Genomic DNA, 16,870 nt, shown 5'->3' on the forward strand with positions numbered 1-16,870 from the left:
CGCATCGTTAACGCCGACGGCGACGCGTGGGTTTCGCTTTTTCTTTTGGTTTTACTATAACGTCTGGCACAGCAGGTTGCTCTATCGGAAATATGGGTAATGCGTTCAGTAAACGCTTGCCATAGCTTTTGGTCAATAAACGCTTGTCATAAATAACCACTTCTCCCCAGCAGCCGTGGCTACGAATGAGTCGCCCAACCTGCTGGATCAAATTGAACGATGCCGCGGGCAAGCTCTGCACCTCAAAGGGGTAGCGGTTCAGGCTTTTCAGCCACTCGCCCTCGGTGATCACCACCGGGCTGTCGATAGGCGGAAAAGCAATTTTGTGAATATGCACCTGGGTCAGCAAGTCGCCTTTCAAATCCAGACCTTCGGCAAAAGATTGCAGCCCAATCAGTACGCTACGCTCGCCGTTGGTCACCCGCTTGCGGTGCAGCTCCACCAGTCGATAGCGCGGCTGGTCGCCCTGTACCAGCAACAGCAGGCGCAGATCGGTAACGTGCTCAAGAAAACGCTGCATTGCCCGACCACTGGCAAAGAGTACCAGCATGCCCTGATGCTTTTTACTTTCCAGCTGTTCGCGGAAATAGGCGGCCATTTCCGCGATATGCTTCTCTTCGTTATCAATTGACGGTTCGTAGCGCATCTGCGGAATGACGATTTTGCCTTGCTCAACGTGATTAAACGGTGAATCCAGCGCGATAAACCGGTCCCCTGCTTTTTCTTTCAGCCCGCTCATCTCCTGCAAACGCGAGAAGCTGTTGAGCGAACGCAGCGTGGCGGAGGTCACGATAATATGCGGTACGCTGCGCCACAGCAGTCGTTCAAGCTGATCGCTCACACGGATCCCCACACAGTGGAACCAGACGTGGATCTGCCCGTCACGCACTTCGCGCGTCGCCCATTTACTCACCGGCGCGCCTGACGACTGCGCGAGCGAAGCCAGCCGCCACAGTTTGCTTTGCGCCTCAAACATGCCCAACGCCCGATTCATCTGCAAAATAACCCTATGCAGACGCACAATATCGTGGGTGCCGGTTTTTTCGCTGAGATCGTTGAGGAACAGTTCCGCCAGACCGCGCAGCATTTCTGTTAGCTTCGCCAGACGCTGACAAATCTCCATCACTTCCGCAGGCAGTTCGCCCATCGCGAAACGGTGTTCCGCCTCCTGGGTCGCAGGCATGTACAGATTAAGAATGTTATTGAGCGATGAAATCAGCTCATACAGTTCCTCACAGTGACCGTTCAGACGCTCGGCATTCGCCAGCGGCGGCGTGGTTTTTGGACGAAACTGTTCCAGGCAGGTGGCCACTAATTTGCAAAACAGATCCAACTGCAGTCGATACCAGGGGGCGCTGATTTCTGCGCTCATCTCCAGCGCATCGCGCGCGACGTCCGGCAAATGGTGACCTTCATCAAGGACCAGCAGCAGGTTCTTCGGCTCCGGCAAAACAGCTTCGCTTTCCATGGCCGCCATCACCAGCGCGTGGTTAGCCACCACCACTTCGGCTTCCTGAATCTCACGGCGGGCGACAAAAAAGGGGCATTCACGATAGTAGTGACAGTTACGATTCAAACAGCTGGCTTTATCAGTGCTCAGGCGCTGCCAGAGTCCGTCGTCGATAGCGATATCCGTGTGATCGCGCAGCCCGTCCCACTTGTAGCTGTCGAGATCGCCTTTTAGCCTGGCGCAGCGCTTTTGTTCTTCCTGGTTGTTGGGCGTCAGGTCATCGTCGAGAAAGGCCAACAGATCCTGCTGATTGGGTTCGCTACTGGCCAGCGCCGCTAAATTACGCGGGCAGACATAACGCCCGCGACCAAACGCGGCGGTAAAACGCAGATCGGGGATAATTTTGCGCAGCAGCGGTAAATCTTTGCTGTAGATCTGATCCTGTAAAGCAACGTTGGCGGTACTGACCACCAGCGTTTTTTGTTCTTCACGCGCTATGGCAATACCGGGAATCAGGTACGACAGCGTTTTCCCCACCCCGGTCGGCGCTTCAATTGCCAGATGCCGCCCTTCTTCCCCGGTGAGCGTTTTCGCGACGTCAGCAATCATCTGCCGCTGGGGCGCACGGGGAATAAAGTCGGGGATCTGTTCCTGAAGCGCCTTATACCAGGCGGCAATTTGCGCTTTTAGCGCAGCCGTTAGTGCCATGAGAAAACCTGAAATACTGTATAAACAGCCACTATTGTGGCACTTTCTGATACGTGTCGCAAAAAGAAAAGCCCGACCTTTCGGCCGGGCTCGCAATTACTGCGCTGTAGACGGTTTGCGCGGACGGCGCGGTGGACGAGGCTTATCGCCCGCCGGTTTGCCTTCGCCGCTACGCGGTTTCGCTTTTGGCGCACCGCCATCCTGACGACGCGGCTGCTGACCACGCCCTGCTCCACCCTGACCGCGACCACCGCCGCCACGCTGCTGGCGACCATTCTGGATCGGCTCGGCTTTGATGGACGGGTCTGGCTCGTAGCCTGGCATCGCAATTCGCGGGATCTCTTTTTTCAGCAGCTTCTCGATGTCACGCAGCAGCTTGTGTTCATCAACGCACACCAGAGACAACGCTTCGCCGGTAGCGGCCGCACGACCGGTACGACCAATACGGTGCACATAATCTTCCGGGACATTTGGCAGCTCGTAGTTCACGACGTGCGGCAGCTCTTCAATATCCAGACCGCGCGCGGCAATATCGGTCGCCACCAGCACACGAATATCACCGGATTTAAAATCAGCCAGCGCACGCGTACGCGCCCCCTGAGATTTATTACCGTGGATCGCCGCGCTGCGAATGCCGTCTTTATTCAGCTGTTCCGCCAGATGGTTCGCACCATGTTTGGTACGGGTAAACACCAGTACCTGCTGCCAGTTGCCCTGACCAATCATCTGCGACAACAGTTCACGTTTACGCTTTTTATCAACAAAATGAACGTGCTGAGTCACCTGCTCTGACGCGGTATTACGGCGCGCCACTTCGATTTCCAGCGGATTGTGCAGCAGCTTTTCGGCCAGCGACTTAATATCATCAGAGAATGTTGCTGAGAACAGCAGGTTCTGGCGTTTTGCCGGCAGTTTCGCCAGAACGCGACGGATATCATGAATAAAGCCCATATCCAGCATGCGGTCAGCTTCATCCAGTACCAGAATCTCAACCTGATCCAGTTTCACCGCATTCTGGTGTTCCAGATCGAGCAAACGACCAGGCGTGGCGATCAGCACATCCACACCGCCGCGCAGCTTCATCATCTGCGGGTTAATGCTCACGCCGCCGAAGACCACCAGCGAGCGAATATTCAGATACTTACTGTAATCACGTACGTTTTCGCCAATCTGGGCCGCCAGTTCGCGAGTTGGCGTGAGGATCAGCGCACGCACCGGACGACGGCTTTTGCCATGCGGCTGATGGGTAATCAGGTGCTGCAACAGCGGCAGGGTAAAACCTGCCGTTTTCCCCGTACCGGTCTGGGCGCTAGCCATCAGATCGCGGCCTTCCAGCACGGCAGGGATCGCCTGCTGCTGAATAGGGGTAGGTTCACGGTAACCCTGCTCGGCAACGGCACGTAAAATATCAGGGTTTAAACCAAGGGAATCAAAAGACATAACAACTCCGAACCACCCTGACCGTTACCGGTGTCGTTTTCAGGGAGATACATATAATAAAGATGACAAAAACCACAATGTCATGAAGGGGCGGAGTGTAGCAGTTTTTGTGATGTGCCGCATAAATTATCCCTGCGCTGAAAAATAACGGTCCGGACTGGACAAGGTTACACATCAGTCATAATCTTAATCAATCGATTGATTAAGATCTGAGTCGTGCTATGAATACACCCACCATGACAACCAAAGGTGAACAGGCGAAAAATCAGCTCATTGCCGCCGCGCTGGCGCAGTTTGGCGAGTATGGTCTGCACGCCACTACTCGCGATATCGCCGCGCAGGCCGGGCAAAATATTGCTGCCATCACCTACTATTTTGGCTCAAAAGAGGATTTATATCTCGCCTGCGCCCAGTGGATTGCGGATTTTATCGGCTCACAGTTTCGCCCGCACGCTGAAGAAGCCGAGCGTCTGTTTGCTCAGCCGGAACCGGATCGTGGCGCGATGCGCGAACTTATCCTCCGCGCCTGCAAAAATATGATCATGCTGTTAACCCAGGACGATACCGTTAACCTGAGCAAATTTATTTCGCGCGAACAGCTTTCCCCCACCGCGGCTTATCAACTGGTGCACGACCAGGTTATCAATCCGCTACATACTCACCTGACGCGCCTGATTGCTGCCTATACCGGCGGCGATGCCAACGATACCCAAATGATCCTGCACACCCACGCCCTACTCGGCGAGGTACTGGCCTTTCGTCTGGGGAAAGAAACCATTCTGTTGCGTACGGGCTGGTCACAATTTGATGAGGATAAAACCGCGCTGATTGACCAAACGATCACCTGTCACATCGATCTTATTCTGCAAGGTTTAACGCAAAGGAGTCTGGAGTCATGAAAAAACCTGTCGTTCTCGGGCTGGTCATCGCGGCCCTCGTTGCCGTGATTGCCGGTGGAACGTGGTGGTATCAAAGTCGGCAAGATAACGGTCTGACGCTGTACGGCAATGTCGATATCCGTAGCGTCAACCTGAGTTTTCGCGTCGGCGGCAGGCTGGCCTCGCTGGCGGTTGACGAAGGCGATGCCATTACCGCCGGTCAGGTGCTGGGCGAACTGGACCGTGCACCGTACGAAAACGCATTAATGCAGGCAAAAGCGAATGTTGCCGCCGCGCAGGCGCAATACGATCTGATGCTGGCAGGGTATCGTGAAGAGGAGATCGCGCAAACCGCAGCGGCAGTCAAACAGGCGCAGGCAGCCTATGATTACGCGCAAAACTTTTACAATCGGCAGGTAGGATTGTGGAAAAGCCGCACTATCTCCGCCAACGATCTGGAAAACGCCCGTTCATCACGCGATCAGGCGCTGGCCTCTCTGAAATCCGCACAGGATAAACTCACCCAATACCGCAGCGGTAATCGTGTGCAGGACATTGAGCAGGCGAAAGCCACGCTCGAACAAGCTCAGGCCGAGCTGGCCCAGGCAGAGCTTAATTTGCATGACACCACGCTGACCTCGCCGTCTGACGGCACGTTACTCACCCGTGCGGTCGAACCCGGCAGCATGTTGAACGAAGGGGGCACGGTACTGACGCTGTCACTCACGCGTCCGGTATGGGTTCGCGCCTACGTTGACGAACAAAATCTGAGCCAGGCGCAGCCAGGACGCGAAATCCTGCTTTACACCGATGGCCGTCCGGACAAACCGTATCACGGCAAAATCGGCTTCGTGTCGCCCACCGCCGAGTTTACCCCAAAAACAGTCGAGACCCCTGACCTGCGCACCGACCTGGTTTATCGCCTGCGTATTGTGGTGACCGACGCGGACGATGCGCTGCGCCAGGGAATGCCGGTAACGATAAAGTTCAGCGATGAGGCACGGCATGAATGACGCCGTCATTACGCTGAATGGACTGACGAAAAACTTTGCCGGAATGGATAAACCGGCCGTCGCCCCGCTCGACTGTACCGTTCATGCGGGCTACGTGACCGGGCTGGTCGGGCCGGATGGCGCAGGCAAAACCACGCTGATGCGAATGCTGGCAGGGCTGTTGAAACCCGACGCCGGTAGCGCAACGGTAATTGGTTTTGATCCCATCAAAGACGACAGCGCGCTGCATGCGGTACTGGGGTACATGCCGCAGAAATTTGGTCTGTATGAAGATTTGACCGTCATGGAGAACCTCAATCTCTATGCAGATTTACGTAGCGTTACCGGTGAAGCGCGAGAAAAAACCTTTGCCCGGCTACTGGAATTTACCTCGCTGGGGCCGTTTACCGGACGACTGGCCGGCAAGCTTTCCGGCGGCATGAAACAGAAGCTCGGACTTGCCTGTACGCTGGTCGGTGAACCCAGCGTGTTGCTGCTGGATGAGCCTGGCGTGGGCGTCGACCCTATTTCCCGTCGCGAACTGTGGCAAATGGTTCATGAACTGGCCGGGGACGGCATGCTGATCCTCTGGAGCACTTCGTATCTGGATGAAGCTGAACAATGCCGTGATGTGCTGCTGATGAACGAAGGTGAATTGCTGTATCAGGGCGATCCCACTCAGCTTACGCAAACCATGTCGGGTCGCAGCTTCCTGATGAGTAGTTCGCAGGAAAATAACCGCCGACTGCTGCAACGCACGTTAAAACTGCCGCAGGTTAGCGACGGGATGATTCAGGGGAAATCCGTCCGCTTAATCCTGAAAAAAGAAGCGACGGCCCAGCAGATTCAAAACGCTGACGGCATGCCGGAGATAACCATCAACGAAACCGCCCCCCGCTTCGAGGATGCCTTTATCGATTTACTTGGCGGGGCCGGAACATCGGAGTCCCCGCTGGGCGCTATCCTGCATACCGTGGAAGGCACGCCAGGTGAAACGGTGATCGAAGCCAAAGCGCTGACCAAAAAATTTGGCGATTTTGCCGCTACCGACCACGTAGACTTTGCCGTGCAGCGCGGCGAGATTTTTGGTTTGTTAGGGCCCAACGGCGCGGGCAAATCCACTACCTTTAAAATGATGTGCGGCCTGCTGGTCCCCACTTCGGGTAAAGCGCTGGTGCTGGACATGGACCTGAAGGTCAGCTCCGGTAAAGCGCGCCAGCATCTGGGCTATATGGCGCAGAAATTCTCCCTGTATGGCAACCTGACGGTTGAACAGAATCTGCGCTTTTTCTCCGGCGTCTACGGCCTGCGCGGTCGGGCGCAGAAGGAGAAAATCGAGCGGATGAGCGAGGCATTCGGCCTGAAGAGTATCGCCTCCCACGCCACCGACGAACTGCCGCTGGGCTTTAAACAGCGCCTGGCGCTGGCCTGTTCGCTGATGCATGAACCCGACATTCTGTTCCTCGATGAACCCACTTCCGGGGTCGATCCCCTCACCCGTCGGGAGTTCTGGTTACATATCAACAGCATGGTGGAAAAAGGCGTCACGGTGATGGTGACCACCCACTTTATGGATGAGGCAGAATACTGCGATCGCATCGGGCTGGTGTATCGCGGCAAACTGATTGCCAGCGGTACGCCGGACGACCTGAAAGCTCAGGCTGCTGACAGTGAGACGCCAGACCCGACCATGGAACAGGCCTTTATCACGCTAATCAATGACTGGGATAAGGAGCATACGCATGAGTAACTCCGTTCTCTCCTGGCGTCGCGTACGCGCGCTGTGCGTGAAAGAGACGCGCCAGATCGTCCGCGATCCCAGCAGTTGGCTGATTGCGGTGGTGATCCCGCTGCTGCTGCTGTTTATCTTCGGCTACGGGATCAACCTCGACTCCAGCAAGCTGCGGGTAGGGATTTTGCTCGAACAGCAAAGCGAAGAGGCGCTGGATTTTACCCATACCATGACCGGTTCACCGTATATTGACGCCACCATCAGCGATAACCGTCAAGAATTGATTGAGAAAATGCAGGCCGGGCGCATTCGCGGGCTAGTGGTGATCCCGGTGGATTTCGCCCAGCAGATGGCGCGACCCAACGACGTGGCGCCGATTCAGGTGATCACCGACGGCAGTGAACCGAATACCGCGAACTTTGTACAGGGTTATGTCGAAGGCATCTGGCAGATTTGGCAACAACAGCGGGCGGAAGATCGCGGAGAATCTTTTGAACCTTTGATCGACGTGCAGACCCGCTACTGGTTTAACCCGGCGGCCATCAGCCAACATTTTATTATTCCCGGGGCGGTAACCATCATCATGACGGTTATTGGCGCTATCCTCACCTCATTAGTGGTGGCGCGCGAATGGGAGCGCGGAACCATGGAAGCGCTGTTGTCTACCGAAGTCACCCGCGTCGAACTGCTGCTGTGCAAACTGATCCCCTATTACTTTCTGGGCATGCTGGCGATGCTGCTGTGTATGCTGGTGTCGGTGTTTATTCTCGGCGTGCCCTATCGCGGTTCGTTGCTGATCCTGTTTTTCATTACCAGCCTGTTTCTGCTCAGCACGCTCGGCATGGGGTTGCTTATCTCCACCATCACCCGCAATCAGTTTAACGCCGCGCAGGTCGCGCTAAACGCCGCCTTCCTGCCTTCGATTATGCTGTCGGGTTTTATCTTCCAGATAGACAGCATGCCGGCGATTATCCGGGCAGTAACCTATATTATTCCGGCTCGTTATTTCGTCAGCACCCTACAAAGCCTGTTTCTGGCGGGAAATATTCCGGTGGTGCTGATTATCAACGTGCTATTTTTAATCGCTTCGGCGGTGATGTTTATTGGCCTGACGTGGCTTAAAACCAAACGTCGGCTGGATTAAGGGGACGGGCATGTTTCATCGCTTATGGACATTAATTCGTAAAGAGCTGCAATCGCTGTTACGTGAACCGCAGACGCGAGCCATTCTGATTTTACCGGTGCTGATTCAGGTTATTCTGTTCCCGTTCGCGGCCACGCTGGAAGTCACCAACGCCACTATCGCTATCTATAACGAAGACAACGGTAAACATTCGGTGGAACTAACCCAGCGCTTCGCTCGCGCCAGCGCCTTTACGCACGTTCTGCTGCTGAAAAGCCCGCAGGAGATCCAGCCCACCATCGACACGCAAAAAGCCCTGTTGCTGGTGCGCTTCCCGGCCAACTTTTCGCGTAATCTGGATACCTTTCAGCAGGCTCCCATGCAGATTATTCTCGACGGGCGTAACTCTAACAGTGCGCAAATTGCCGCGAATTATCTGCAGCAGATCGTTAAGGAGTATCAGCAGGAGCTGATGGACGGCAAGCCGAAACCGAACAACAGCGAGCTGGTGGTGCGTAACTGGTATAACCCGAATCTGGATTACAAATGGTTTGTGGTTCCGTCGCTGATCGCCATGATCACCACCATCGGCGTCATGATCGTCACTTCGCTCTCGGTTGCCCGCGAGCGCGAGCAAGGCACGCTGGATCAGCTGCTGGTCTCCCCGCTTACCACCTGGCAGATATTCATCGGTAAAGCGGTGCCCGCGTTAATTGTGGCAACGTTTCAGGCCACCATTGTGCTGGCGATCGGCATCTGGGCTTATCACATCCCCTTTGCCGGTTCACTGGCGCTGTTCTATTTCACGATGGTGATTTACGGGCTGTCGCTGGTCGGCTTTGGTCTGCTGATTTCATCACTGTGTGCCACCCAGCAGCAGGCATTTATCGGCGTGTTTGTGTTTATGATGCCGGCGATTTTACTTTCAGGCTACGTCTCGCCGGTCGAAAATATGCCGGTCTGGCTACAGAATCTGACGTGGATAAACCCAATCCGCCATTTTACGGACATCACGAAACAGATTTACCTGAAGGATGCGAGTCTGCAGATTGTGTGGGGAAGTTTGTGGCCGCTGTTGGTAATAGCGGCCACGACCGGCTCAGCGGCGTATGCGATGTTTAGACGCAAGGTGATGTAGCTTTTTGTCTTTCGCCAACAGCGAGACCACGGCGGGTCCGGCAAGGATCACCAGGCCCGCCAGGGCCAGCAAGACGTTGTTTTGCAGCACGCGCGACAGCAACCACAGTACGATCATCGCGGCACCGAAATACCACGTGGTAGTCAGTTCTTCCAGCACATCAGCTACGTCGCGCCAGCGCTGTTCATGGTGACGTTGCAAGGCCAGCATTAATAAAACCGTTACGCCGTAAACGACGCATAATCCCAGGCCGACGCGCACCAGCGTACCGCTCATCCAGCCCATTACCAGCAACGCCACTACCAGTAAATGCAACACAATCTGCCAGCAACTTAGACCCGTTGCGACACGAACACGTTGTTGCCACCTCATGGCTTTTCTCCTGAAGGATTTTCAACTAATTATTCAGAGTACCGGACTTTACGGAAAATTCCGCAACACCGCATCTTTTTGTGACGACGACTACACTATTTTATTTAGGAAGTGACGCCAACGGGAGGCTCATGAGCGGATCGGGAGTTCAATTTTCATTCAATGTGCTCACCATTAATACTCACAAAGGGTTCACCGCCTTCAACCGGCGTTTTATTTTGCCTGAGCTACGGGAGGCTATCAGAACGGTCGGTGCAGACATTGTGTGCCTACAGGAAGTTATGGGCGCGCACGATGCTCACTCGCTGCAGATTGAGAACTGGCCGGATACCACCCACTACGAATTTCTGGCGGACACCATGTGGAGCGACTTCGCCTACGGGCGTAACGCCGTGTACCCGCAAGGGCATCACGGTAACGCGGTGCTGTCGCGTTATCCCATTGAACATTATGAAAATCGCGATGTGTCCGTCGGCGCGAGTGAAAAGCGCGGGGTCCTCTACTGCCGCATCGTGCCGCCAATGCTCTCGCACCCAATTCATGTCATGTGCGTGCATCTCGGTTTGCGTGAAGCACACCGTCAGGCCCAGCTCGCTATGCTGGCTGACTGGGTCAATGCCCTGCCCGACGCGGAGCCCGTGGTGATCGCCGGAGATTTTAACGACTGGCGGCAAACGGCCAATCACCCGTTGAAAGCCAGGGCCGGCCTTGACGAGATTTTTACCCGCGCCCACGGTCGCCCGGCGCGGACGTTTCCGGTGCAGTTTCCCCTGCTGCGTCTGGACAGGATCTATGTGAAAAACGCGAATGCCAGTACCCCAGCGACGCTGGCGCTGCGTCACTGGCGACATTTGTCCGATCATGCCCCCCTGAGTGCGGAGATTCATTTATGAAAAATGGCTGGCGTGAAGGCAATCAAATTCAACTGCTGGAAAATGGCGATCAATACTATCCCGCCGTCTTTGACGCCATTGAACAAGCACAGCAAAAAATTATCCTTGAGACTTTTATCTGGTTTGAAGATGCGGTCGGAAAACAGCTGCATGCCGCCTTGCTCGGAGCTGCCCAGCGCGGAATCAAAGCAGAGGTGCTGCTGGACGGTTACGGTTCACCGGATCTTAGCGACAGTTTTGTCGAAGAGCTGACCGTAGCAGGCGTTGTTTTCCGCTACTACGATCCGCGCCCGCGTCTGTTCGGTATGCGCACCAATCTCTTTCGCCGTATGCATCGCAAAATTGTGGTCATTGATGACCGTGTTGCCTTTGTCGGCGGTATTAATTATTCCGCTGAACACATGTCTGATTACGGTCCCGAGGCCAAGCAGGATTATGCCGTTCGCGTGGAAGGTCCTGTCGTGGCCGACATCCTGAAATTCGTGCTGGAGAACTTACCGGGACAGAGCGCCGTACGACGCTGGTGGCGACGTCATCACCGGGCAATTGAGAATCATCGGCCTGGCGAAGCGCAGGCGCTGTTTGTCTGGCGCGATAACGAAGAGCATCGCGATGATATTGAACGCCACTATTTGAAAATGCTGACCCAGGCCCGGCGGGAAGTGATCATTGCCAATGCCTATTTCTTTCCGGGTTATCGCCTGCTGCATGCCCTCCGAAAAGCTGCGCGACGCGGTGTTCGGGTAAAACTCATCGTCCAGGGTGAACCGGATATGCCGATTGTGAAAGTGGGTGCCCGCCTGCTTTATAACTATCTGGTTAAAGGCGGCGTCCATGTCTATGAATACCGGCGTAAGCCCCTGCATGGTAAAGTCGCGCTGATGGACGATCATTGGGCGACGGTAGGTTCCAGCAATCTCGACCCGCTCAGTCTGTCGCTCAATCTGGAGGCGAATCTTATTATTCATGACCGCACGTTTAACCAGACCCTGCGTGACAACCTGAACCCCATTATTGCGCAGGACTGCAAGCGAGTTGATGAATCAATGCTGCCAAAACGCACCTGGTGGAACCTGACCAAAAGCGTGTTGGCCTTCCACTTTTTACGCCACTTCCCGGCGCTGGTCGGCTGGCTACCGGCGCATACCCCGCATCTGGCCGAGGTAGAACCACCCGCACAGCCAACTCTGGAAACCCAGGATCGTATTCCAACTGAGGATGCAGGAGGGGAAACCTGATGCCAAAAAACCACCGACGCTGGCGCTTAGCGAAAAAGATCCTCACATGGCTATTTTTTATTGCAGTCATCGTATTGCTGGTCGTTTATGCCAGTAAGGTCAACTGGCAGGAAGTATGGACGGTAATTCGCGATTACAATCGGATCGCCCTGCTCAGCGCCGTAGGGCTGGTGATCGTCAGTTATTTACTTTACGGCTGCTATGACTTGCTCGGGCGCTACTACTGCGGGCACAAGCTGGCAAAACGCCAGGTCATGCTGGTGTCGTTTATCTGTTACGCCTTCAACCTGACGTTAAGCACTTGGGTGGGCGGTATTGGGATGCGTTATCGTCTCTACTCGCGTCTCGGATTACCGGGGAGCACAATTACGCGAATTTTTTCACTGAGCATTACCACCAACTGGCTGGGCTATATTCTGCTGGGCGGTTTTATTTTCACTTTCGGCGTTGTTGAACTGCCCGCGCACTGGTATATCGATGAAGGTACGCTACGCCTCTTAGGCATTGCGCTGCTGCTGATGATTGTTGTTTATCTGTGGTTTTGCGCTTTCGCTAAACATCGCCACATCACCATCAAGGGCCAAAAACTAGTGCTGCCCTCCTGGAAATTTGCCCTCGCGCAAATGGCGATATCCGGTACTAACTGGATGGTAATGGGGGCGATTATCTGGCTGTTGCTGGGTCAGAATATCAACTATTTCTTCGTGCTGGGCGTGCTGCTGGTGAGCAGTATTGCCGGTGTTATCGTGCATATTCCGGCGGGGATTGGCGTGCTGGAGGCGGTCTTTATGGCGCTGCTGGCGGGAGAGAACACCTCTCAGGGGACAATCATTGCCGCCCTGCTCGCATATCGCGTGCTGTACTATTTTATTCCGCTGCTGCTGGCGCTGATGTGCTATTTGCTGCTGGAGAGTCGGGCGAAAAAGTTGCGGGTAAAAAACGAGAAGGCGATGGCGAAATGATTCACCGGATGGCGGCTTACGCCATCCGGCAACAGAGAGTTAACGACGATTGCCGAAGATACGCAGCAGCATCAGGAACAGGTTGATGAAGTCCAGATACAGCGTTAAGGCCCCAAGAATTGCGTATTTACGCAGATTGGAGCTGTCACGCAGGTCGATCTGCTCACCGATATTTTTCAGCTTCTGCGTGTCATAAGCGGTCAGGCCGACAAACACAATCACCCCAATATAGGTCACCGCCCACATCAGCGCTTCGCTCTTCAACCAGAAGTTAACCAGCGAGGCCAGCACAATACCGATCAGTGCCATAAACAGCATATTGCCGAAACCGCTGAGATCGCGTTTGGTGGTGTAGCCGTACAAACTCATGATCCCGAACATCCCGCCGGTGACCACGAAGGTGCTGGCGATAGACGAGTAGGTATAGACGATAAAAATGCTTGATAGCGTCAGCCCGGTTAATGCCGAATAGAGCATAAACAGCGTGGTCGCCATTCCCGCGCTGAGCCTTTGCACCATGCCGGACAGGACGAACACCAGCGCTAGCTGGGCAATGATCAGTCCAAAGAAGGTGATTTTGCTGGAGAAGACAAACATCATCACCGCGGGCGTATTTGCTGCATACCAGGCGATAAACGCCGTCAGCAACAATCCGCAGGTCATCCAGCCGTACACCTGCGCCATATACGTTTGCAGGCCGGAACGGGCCTGTACAATAGAATCGGATCGTGGGAATCGGTCCATGACAATCTCCTGAATCAGTATGAGCCTACACCAATTGTACTCTACCAGCGTTTTGCTGCTAGCTTATCGCTGTCGCGGGCATCAACCCAGCGCTCACCTTCTGGCGTGGCCTCGCGCTTCCAGAACGGTGCGCGGGTTTTCAGATAATCCATAATGAACTGCCCGGCATCAAACGCGCTGCTGCGATGCGCACTGGTCACGCCAACAAAAACGATTTCGTCACCCGGCCACAGTTCGCCAATGCGATGAATGACCGTTACTCGTCCCAGCGGCCAGCGCGCACGCGCTTCGTCGACAATCTCCGCCAGCGCTTTTTCGGTCATTCCCGGATAGTGTTCCAGCGTTAACGCCTGCACGCTATCGCCGAGATTGTGATTGCGGACTTTACCGGTGAAAGTGACCACCGCGCCATCTTCATCGCGTTCGGCCAGCCAGGGATACTCTTCCCCGACGCTGAACGGCGCATGACCAACAACAATTCGCGTTTCAGCCATCTTAGCCTCCGGTTACCGGTGGGAAGAAAGCCACTTCGTCACCCGCATTAAGGGGATGGTCAAAACTGACCAGCGTCTGGTTTACCGCGGCCAGCAGCTTGCCGTCTTCCAGCGCCAACGCCCAGCGATCGCTTTTTGCCGCAAGACTCCGGCGCAGCGCTTCTACCGTTGCAAACTCAGCGGCGACTTCTATCGCATCCGTGTTCACCAATTCCCGTACCTGAGCAAAGAAAAGAACCTTAATCATGCGCATCCACCTTAAAATCTCCCGATTTGCCGCCGCTTTTAGCCAGCAAACGCACCGGACCAATTACCATATCCTTTTGCACCGCTTTGCACATATCGTAGATGGTCAACGCTGCCACGGAGGCCGCCGTTAACGCTTCCATTTCGACGCCGGTTTTCCCGGTCAGGCGACACAGCGTTTCAATGCGTACGCGGTTGTGTTCCGGCTCGGCGTGCAGATTAACTTCAACCTTGCTCAACATCAGCGGATGGCACAGCGGGATAAGATCCCAGGTCCGTTTGGCGGCCTGAATACCGGCAATACGCGCCGTGGCGAAAACGTCGCCCTTATGGTGGCTGCCGTCGATAATCATCGCCAGCGTTTCGCTACGCATGGTAACGAATGCTTCTGCACGCGCCTCGCGTACGGTTTCCGCTTTGGCGGAGACATCCACCATATGCGCTTCGCCAGCGGCGTTAATATGAGTCAGTTGCGACATACTTATTTCTTCAAATGTGGGTGGAAATTACACGGACGCGTACGGGCATCGAGCTGCGGCGCAATGATATTTTCCCATGCGGTACGACACGCTTTAGTCGACCCAGGCATGGCGAAAATCAGCGTTTTGTTGGCCACTCCGGCAATCGCCCGGGATTGCAGCGTCGCGGTGCCAATCTCTTCAAACGACAGCATACGGAATACTTCACCAAACCCTTCGACTTCTCTGTCGAACAGCGGTTGCAGCGCTTCTGGCGCCTGGTCCCCTTCGGTTAAGCCCGTGCCGCCTGTAATGAGCACAACCTGCACATCCTCACTGGCAATCCATGCAGAAACCTGGGCGCGAATGGCGTAGCGGTTCTCTTTGACAATCGCCTTGTCGACAATCTGATGACCCGCCTCTTGCGCCGAGTCACGCAGATAATGGCCGGAGGTGTCATCTTCTTCGCCGCGACGGTTGGAAACAGTAAGAATAGCAATGCGTGTCGGGATAAATTCAGCGCTTACCTGACTCATGAAAAACTCCTTTTAGCGATCAGCCGCCAATGTAAGATAAGTTTTGCGTAATACCGGTATTGTTCTGATGCAGGAAATGAGTCTGCTTTTTCTCCAGCAGCGCGGCTGAAATGCGTTCTTCCAGCGCCGACTGCTGAGCGTCATCTTCCAGCAAATCACGCAGGCTTACGCCGCCTTCACCAAATAAACACAGATGCAGCTTGCCGACAGAGGAAACGCGCAGACGGTTGCAGGTGGCGCAGAAGTCTTTCTCATAAGGCATGATCAGACCAATTTCACCAGCATAGTCAGGATGACAGAAAACCTGAGCCGGGCCGTCGCTGCGCTGTCGGATCTGGTGGATCCAGCCGCGACGCAGCAGCTCATCGCGCAGGACCTGGCCTGAGATATGGTGTTTACGGAAGAGAGAGCTGCCCTCACCCGTTTCCATCAGTTCAATAAAGCGTAGTTGGATAGGACGGGGCTGAACCCACGCCAGGAAGGTGTCCAGTTGATGATGGTTTACATCGCGCATCAGCACGGTATTGACTTTCACTTTTTCAAAACCCGCATCAAAAGCGGCGTCAATGCCTGCCATCACCTGCTGAAATTTGTCCTGCCCGGTAATGGCGTGAAACTGACGGGCATCGAGGCTGTCGACGCTCACGTTAAGTGCGGTCAGTCCGGCATCGCGCCAGGCAGCGGCATCACGCGCCAGACGATAACCATTAGTGGTCACCGCAATCTGACGGATGGCGTGGTTTTCGCGCACGGCGGCGATAATGTCGGTAAAGTCGCGACGCAATGAAGGTTCGCCCCCTGTCAGACGCACTTTTTCCGTTCCCAGACTGGCGAACGCGCGCGTAACGCGGCGAATTTCATCAACGGTCAAAAAGCCGTTATTGGTGACACCGCCGGGCTTATAGCCATCCGGCAGGCAGTAGGTGCAACGAAAGTTACACACATCGGTAATCGACAAACGTAAGTAGTAAAACTTACGTGCGAAAGCATCGGTAAGTTGAGAGCCCATGTACACCTTTCCAAATACGGGAGACGTAGTCATTTCTTCCTACGCCCTGGTGACAAACTTATTCAAGTATTGTCACGGCCAAAGCACCGTATCATTTGACCCAGGTGCAGAGGCTAGAGTGTTTATTCTCGTCATACTTCAAATTGCAGAAGCGTGGGCTTTGTTCATTCACCCCAGTCACGTACTTATGTCCGCTTACGGGGGATTCTCTCCCTCACTGCCTTCCTGCAACTCAAATTATTCAGAGTACATTGTGGTTATGCCGATACTAGCGTGTAAATGACGCTTTTGCCATGTACACTTTCGTTGTATAAACACATACATAGCGACATAATCGTGCAATTTCGCTACAGAATAAGCAAAAACCACAGTTTTGCATTGATATACATCATCTTGCCGGCAGGTGAATCTCGTCAGAAAGGAGTAGATCGCAGAAAAAAATTACGCCAGATTCCGC

Annotated in this window: 17 protein-coding genes and 1 riboswitch; of the genes, 8 read left to right on the forward strand and 9 right to left on the reverse strand. The window is 54.5% G+C overall.

Going from position 1 to position 16,870, the window contains the following annotated elements:
• Positions 1–7: 7 nt before the first annotated feature.
• Both dinG and rhlE read right to left on the reverse strand, forming a co-directional pair.
• Positions 8–2,158: an ATP-dependent DNA helicase DinG gene (gene dinG, locus HVZ39_RS17005; protein WP_115190792.1), complete on the reverse strand. Its 2,151-nt coding sequence runs from the start codon at positions 2,156–2,158 to the stop codon at positions 8–10.
• Positions 2,159–2,254: 96 nt separating this feature from the next.
• A complete protein-coding gene (gene rhlE / locus HVZ39_RS17010; RefSeq protein WP_047415258.1) occupies positions 2,255–3,598 on the reverse strand; it encodes an ATP-dependent RNA helicase RhlE in 1,344 nt (447 codons plus the stop codon).
• A gap of 221 nt (positions 3,599–3,819) precedes the next feature.
• On the opposite strand from rhlE, the gene cecR reads away from it, so the two are divergent.
• The 5 genes from cecR to HVZ39_RS17035 are packed head-to-tail and all read left to right on the forward strand — an operon-like array spanning position 3,820 to position 9,461.
• Positions 3,820–4,497, forward strand: a complete 678-nt coding sequence (gene cecR / locus HVZ39_RS17015; protein ID WP_016152358.1) for a transcriptional regulator CecR — start codon at positions 3,820–3,822, stop codon at positions 4,495–4,497.
• Positions 4,494–5,489: a secretion protein HlyD gene (gene hlyD, locus HVZ39_RS17020; protein WP_016152357.1), complete on the forward strand. Its 996-nt coding sequence runs from the start codon at positions 4,494–4,496 to the stop codon at positions 5,487–5,489. The genes cecR and hlyD overlap by 4 nt, the downstream gene beginning before the upstream one ends.
• Entirely contained in the window at positions 5,482–7,218 is a 1,737-nt protein-coding gene (locus HVZ39_RS17025) for an ATP-binding cassette domain-containing protein (RefSeq protein ID WP_016152356.1), read from the forward strand. The genes hlyD and HVZ39_RS17025 overlap by 8 nt, the downstream gene beginning before the upstream one ends.
• A complete protein-coding gene (locus HVZ39_RS17030; RefSeq protein WP_016156059.1) occupies positions 7,211–8,344 on the forward strand; it encodes an ABC transporter permease in 1,134 nt (377 codons plus the stop codon). Before HVZ39_RS17025 ends, HVZ39_RS17030 begins: the two co-directional genes overlap by 8 nt.
• 10 nt (positions 8,345–8,354) lie before the next feature.
• Positions 8,355–9,461, forward strand: a complete 1,107-nt coding sequence (locus HVZ39_RS17035) for an ABC transporter permease (RefSeq protein WP_016152354.1) — start codon at positions 8,355–8,357, stop codon at positions 9,459–9,461.
• On the opposite strand, the gene HVZ39_RS17040 is transcribed toward HVZ39_RS17035, so the two are convergent.
• Positions 9,423–9,833 carry a YbhQ family protein gene (locus tag HVZ39_RS17040; protein ID WP_016152353.1) on the reverse strand — a complete coding sequence of 137 codons (411 nt, stop codon included), beginning with the start codon at positions 9,831–9,833 and terminating at the stop codon, positions 9,423–9,425. The genes HVZ39_RS17035 and HVZ39_RS17040 overlap by 39 nt on opposite strands.
• A 131-nt stretch (positions 9,834–9,964) precedes the next feature.
• On the opposite strand from HVZ39_RS17040, the gene HVZ39_RS17045 reads away from it, so the two are divergent.
• The 3 genes from HVZ39_RS17045 to HVZ39_RS17055 are packed head-to-tail and all read left to right on the forward strand — an operon-like array spanning position 9,965 to position 12,926.
• On the forward strand, positions 9,965–10,726 hold the full coding sequence (locus tag HVZ39_RS17045; RefSeq protein WP_181632738.1) for an endonuclease/exonuclease/phosphatase family protein: 762 nt from the start codon (positions 9,965–9,967) through the stop codon (positions 10,724–10,726).
• Complete coding sequence (clsB, locus tag HVZ39_RS17050) at positions 10,723–11,964, forward strand: cardiolipin synthase ClsB (protein ID WP_080859036.1); 1,242 nt, start codon at positions 10,723–10,725, stop codon at positions 11,962–11,964. The genes HVZ39_RS17045 and clsB overlap by 4 nt, the downstream gene beginning before the upstream one ends.
• Positions 11,964–12,926: a YbhN family protein gene (locus tag HVZ39_RS17055; RefSeq protein ID WP_016152350.1), complete on the forward strand. Its 963-nt coding sequence runs from the start codon at positions 11,964–11,966 to the stop codon at positions 12,924–12,926. Before clsB ends, HVZ39_RS17055 begins: the two co-directional genes overlap by 1 nt.
• Positions 12,927–12,965: 39 nt before the next feature.
• Here HVZ39_RS17055 and HVZ39_RS17060 read toward each other — a convergent pair whose 3' ends face one another.
• The 6 genes from HVZ39_RS17060 to moaA all read right to left on the reverse strand — a co-directional run bounded on the left by HVZ39_RS17060 (position 12,966) and on the right by moaA (position 16,413).
• Positions 12,966–13,670, reverse strand: coding sequence for a Bax inhibitor-1/YccA family protein (locus HVZ39_RS17060; RefSeq protein ID WP_003831536.1), 705 nt, complete (start codon positions 13,668–13,670; stop codon positions 12,966–12,968).
• A gap of 41 nt (positions 13,671–13,711) precedes the next feature.
• The gene (gene moaE / locus HVZ39_RS17065) at positions 13,712–14,164 is read right to left on the reverse strand and encodes a molybdopterin synthase catalytic subunit MoaE (RefSeq protein WP_016152349.1); all 453 of its coding nucleotides are present in this window, start codon (positions 14,162–14,164) and stop codon (positions 13,712–13,714) included.
• 1 nt (position 14,165) lies between these two features.
• On the reverse strand, positions 14,166–14,411 hold the full coding sequence (gene moaD / locus HVZ39_RS17070; protein ID WP_016152348.1) for a molybdopterin synthase sulfur carrier subunit: 246 nt from the start codon (positions 14,409–14,411) through the stop codon (positions 14,166–14,168).
• Positions 14,404–14,889 carry a cyclic pyranopterin monophosphate synthase MoaC gene (moaC, locus tag HVZ39_RS17075; RefSeq protein ID WP_003035188.1) on the reverse strand — a complete coding sequence of 162 codons (486 nt, stop codon included), beginning with the start codon at positions 14,887–14,889 and terminating at the stop codon, positions 14,404–14,406. Before moaC ends, moaD begins: the two co-directional genes overlap by 8 nt.
• Positions 14,890–14,891: 2 nt before the next feature.
• Entirely contained in the window at positions 14,892–15,404 is a 513-nt protein-coding gene (gene moaB, locus HVZ39_RS17080; protein ID WP_016152347.1) for a molybdenum cofactor biosynthesis protein B, read from the reverse strand.
• Positions 15,405–15,423: 19 nt separating this feature from the next.
• A complete protein-coding gene (gene moaA, locus HVZ39_RS17085) occupies positions 15,424–16,413 on the reverse strand; it encodes a GTP 3',8-cyclase MoaA (protein ID WP_016152346.1) in 990 nt (329 codons plus the stop codon).
• A riboswitch (molybdenum cofactor riboswitch) is annotated at positions 16,401–16,546 on the reverse strand. (Overlaps the previous gene by 13 nt.)
• Positions 16,547–16,870 lie beyond the last annotated feature (324 nt).

Origin of the sequence: Citrobacter sp. RHB35-C21 (assembly GCF_013816515.1) — a bacterium.
Taxonomy (GTDB): Bacteria; Pseudomonadota; Gammaproteobacteria; order Enterobacterales; family Enterobacteriaceae; genus Citrobacter; species Citrobacter braakii.

Coding starts and splice junctions, on each gene's coding strand:
- dinG (WP_115190792.1), bottom strand. CDS start 2,158: ATGGCACTAACGGCTGCGCTAAAAGCGCAAATTGCCGCCTGGTATAAG.
- rhlE (WP_047415258.1), bottom strand. CDS start 3,598: ATGTCTTTTGATTCCCTTGGTTTAAACCCTGATATTTTACGTGCCGTT.
- cecR (WP_016152358.1), top strand. CDS start 3,820: ATGAATACACCCACCATGACAACCAAAGGTGAACAGGCGAAAAATCAG.
- hlyD (WP_016152357.1), top strand. CDS start 4,494: ATGAAAAAACCTGTCGTTCTCGGGCTGGTCATCGCGGCCCTCGTTGCC.
- HVZ39_RS17025 (WP_016152356.1), top strand. CDS start 5,482: ATGAATGACGCCGTCATTACGCTGAATGGACTGACGAAAAACTTTGCC.
- HVZ39_RS17030 (WP_016156059.1), top strand. CDS start 7,211: ATGAGTAACTCCGTTCTCTCCTGGCGTCGCGTACGCGCGCTGTGCGTG.
- HVZ39_RS17035 (WP_016152354.1), top strand. CDS start 8,355: ATGTTTCATCGCTTATGGACATTAATTCGTAAAGAGCTGCAATCGCTG.
- HVZ39_RS17040 (WP_016152353.1), bottom strand. CDS start 9,833: ATGAGGTGGCAACAACGTGTTCGTGTCGCAACGGGTCTAAGTTGCTGG.
- HVZ39_RS17045 (WP_181632738.1), top strand. CDS start 9,965: ATGAGCGGATCGGGAGTTCAATTTTCATTCAATGTGCTCACCATTAAT.
- clsB (WP_080859036.1), top strand. CDS start 10,723: ATGAAAAATGGCTGGCGTGAAGGCAATCAAATTCAACTGCTGGAAAAT.
- HVZ39_RS17055 (WP_016152350.1), top strand. CDS start 11,964: ATGCCAAAAAACCACCGACGCTGGCGCTTAGCGAAAAAGATCCTCACA.
- HVZ39_RS17060 (WP_003831536.1), bottom strand. CDS start 13,670: ATGGACCGATTCCCACGATCCGATTCTATTGTACAGGCCCGTTCCGGC.
- moaE (WP_016152349.1), bottom strand. CDS start 14,164: ATGGCTGAAACGCGAATTGTTGTTGGTCATGCGCCGTTCAGCGTCGGG.
- moaD (WP_016152348.1), bottom strand. CDS start 14,411: ATGATTAAGGTTCTTTTCTTTGCTCAGGTACGGGAATTGGTGAACACG.
- moaC (WP_003035188.1), bottom strand. CDS start 14,889: ATGTCGCAACTGACTCATATTAACGCCGCTGGCGAAGCGCATATGGTG.
- moaB (WP_016152347.1), bottom strand. CDS start 15,404: ATGAGTCAGGTAAGCGCTGAATTTATCCCGACACGCATTGCTATTCTT.
- moaA (WP_016152346.1), bottom strand. CDS start 16,413: ATGGGCTCTCAACTTACCGATGCTTTCGCACGTAAGTTTTACTACTTA.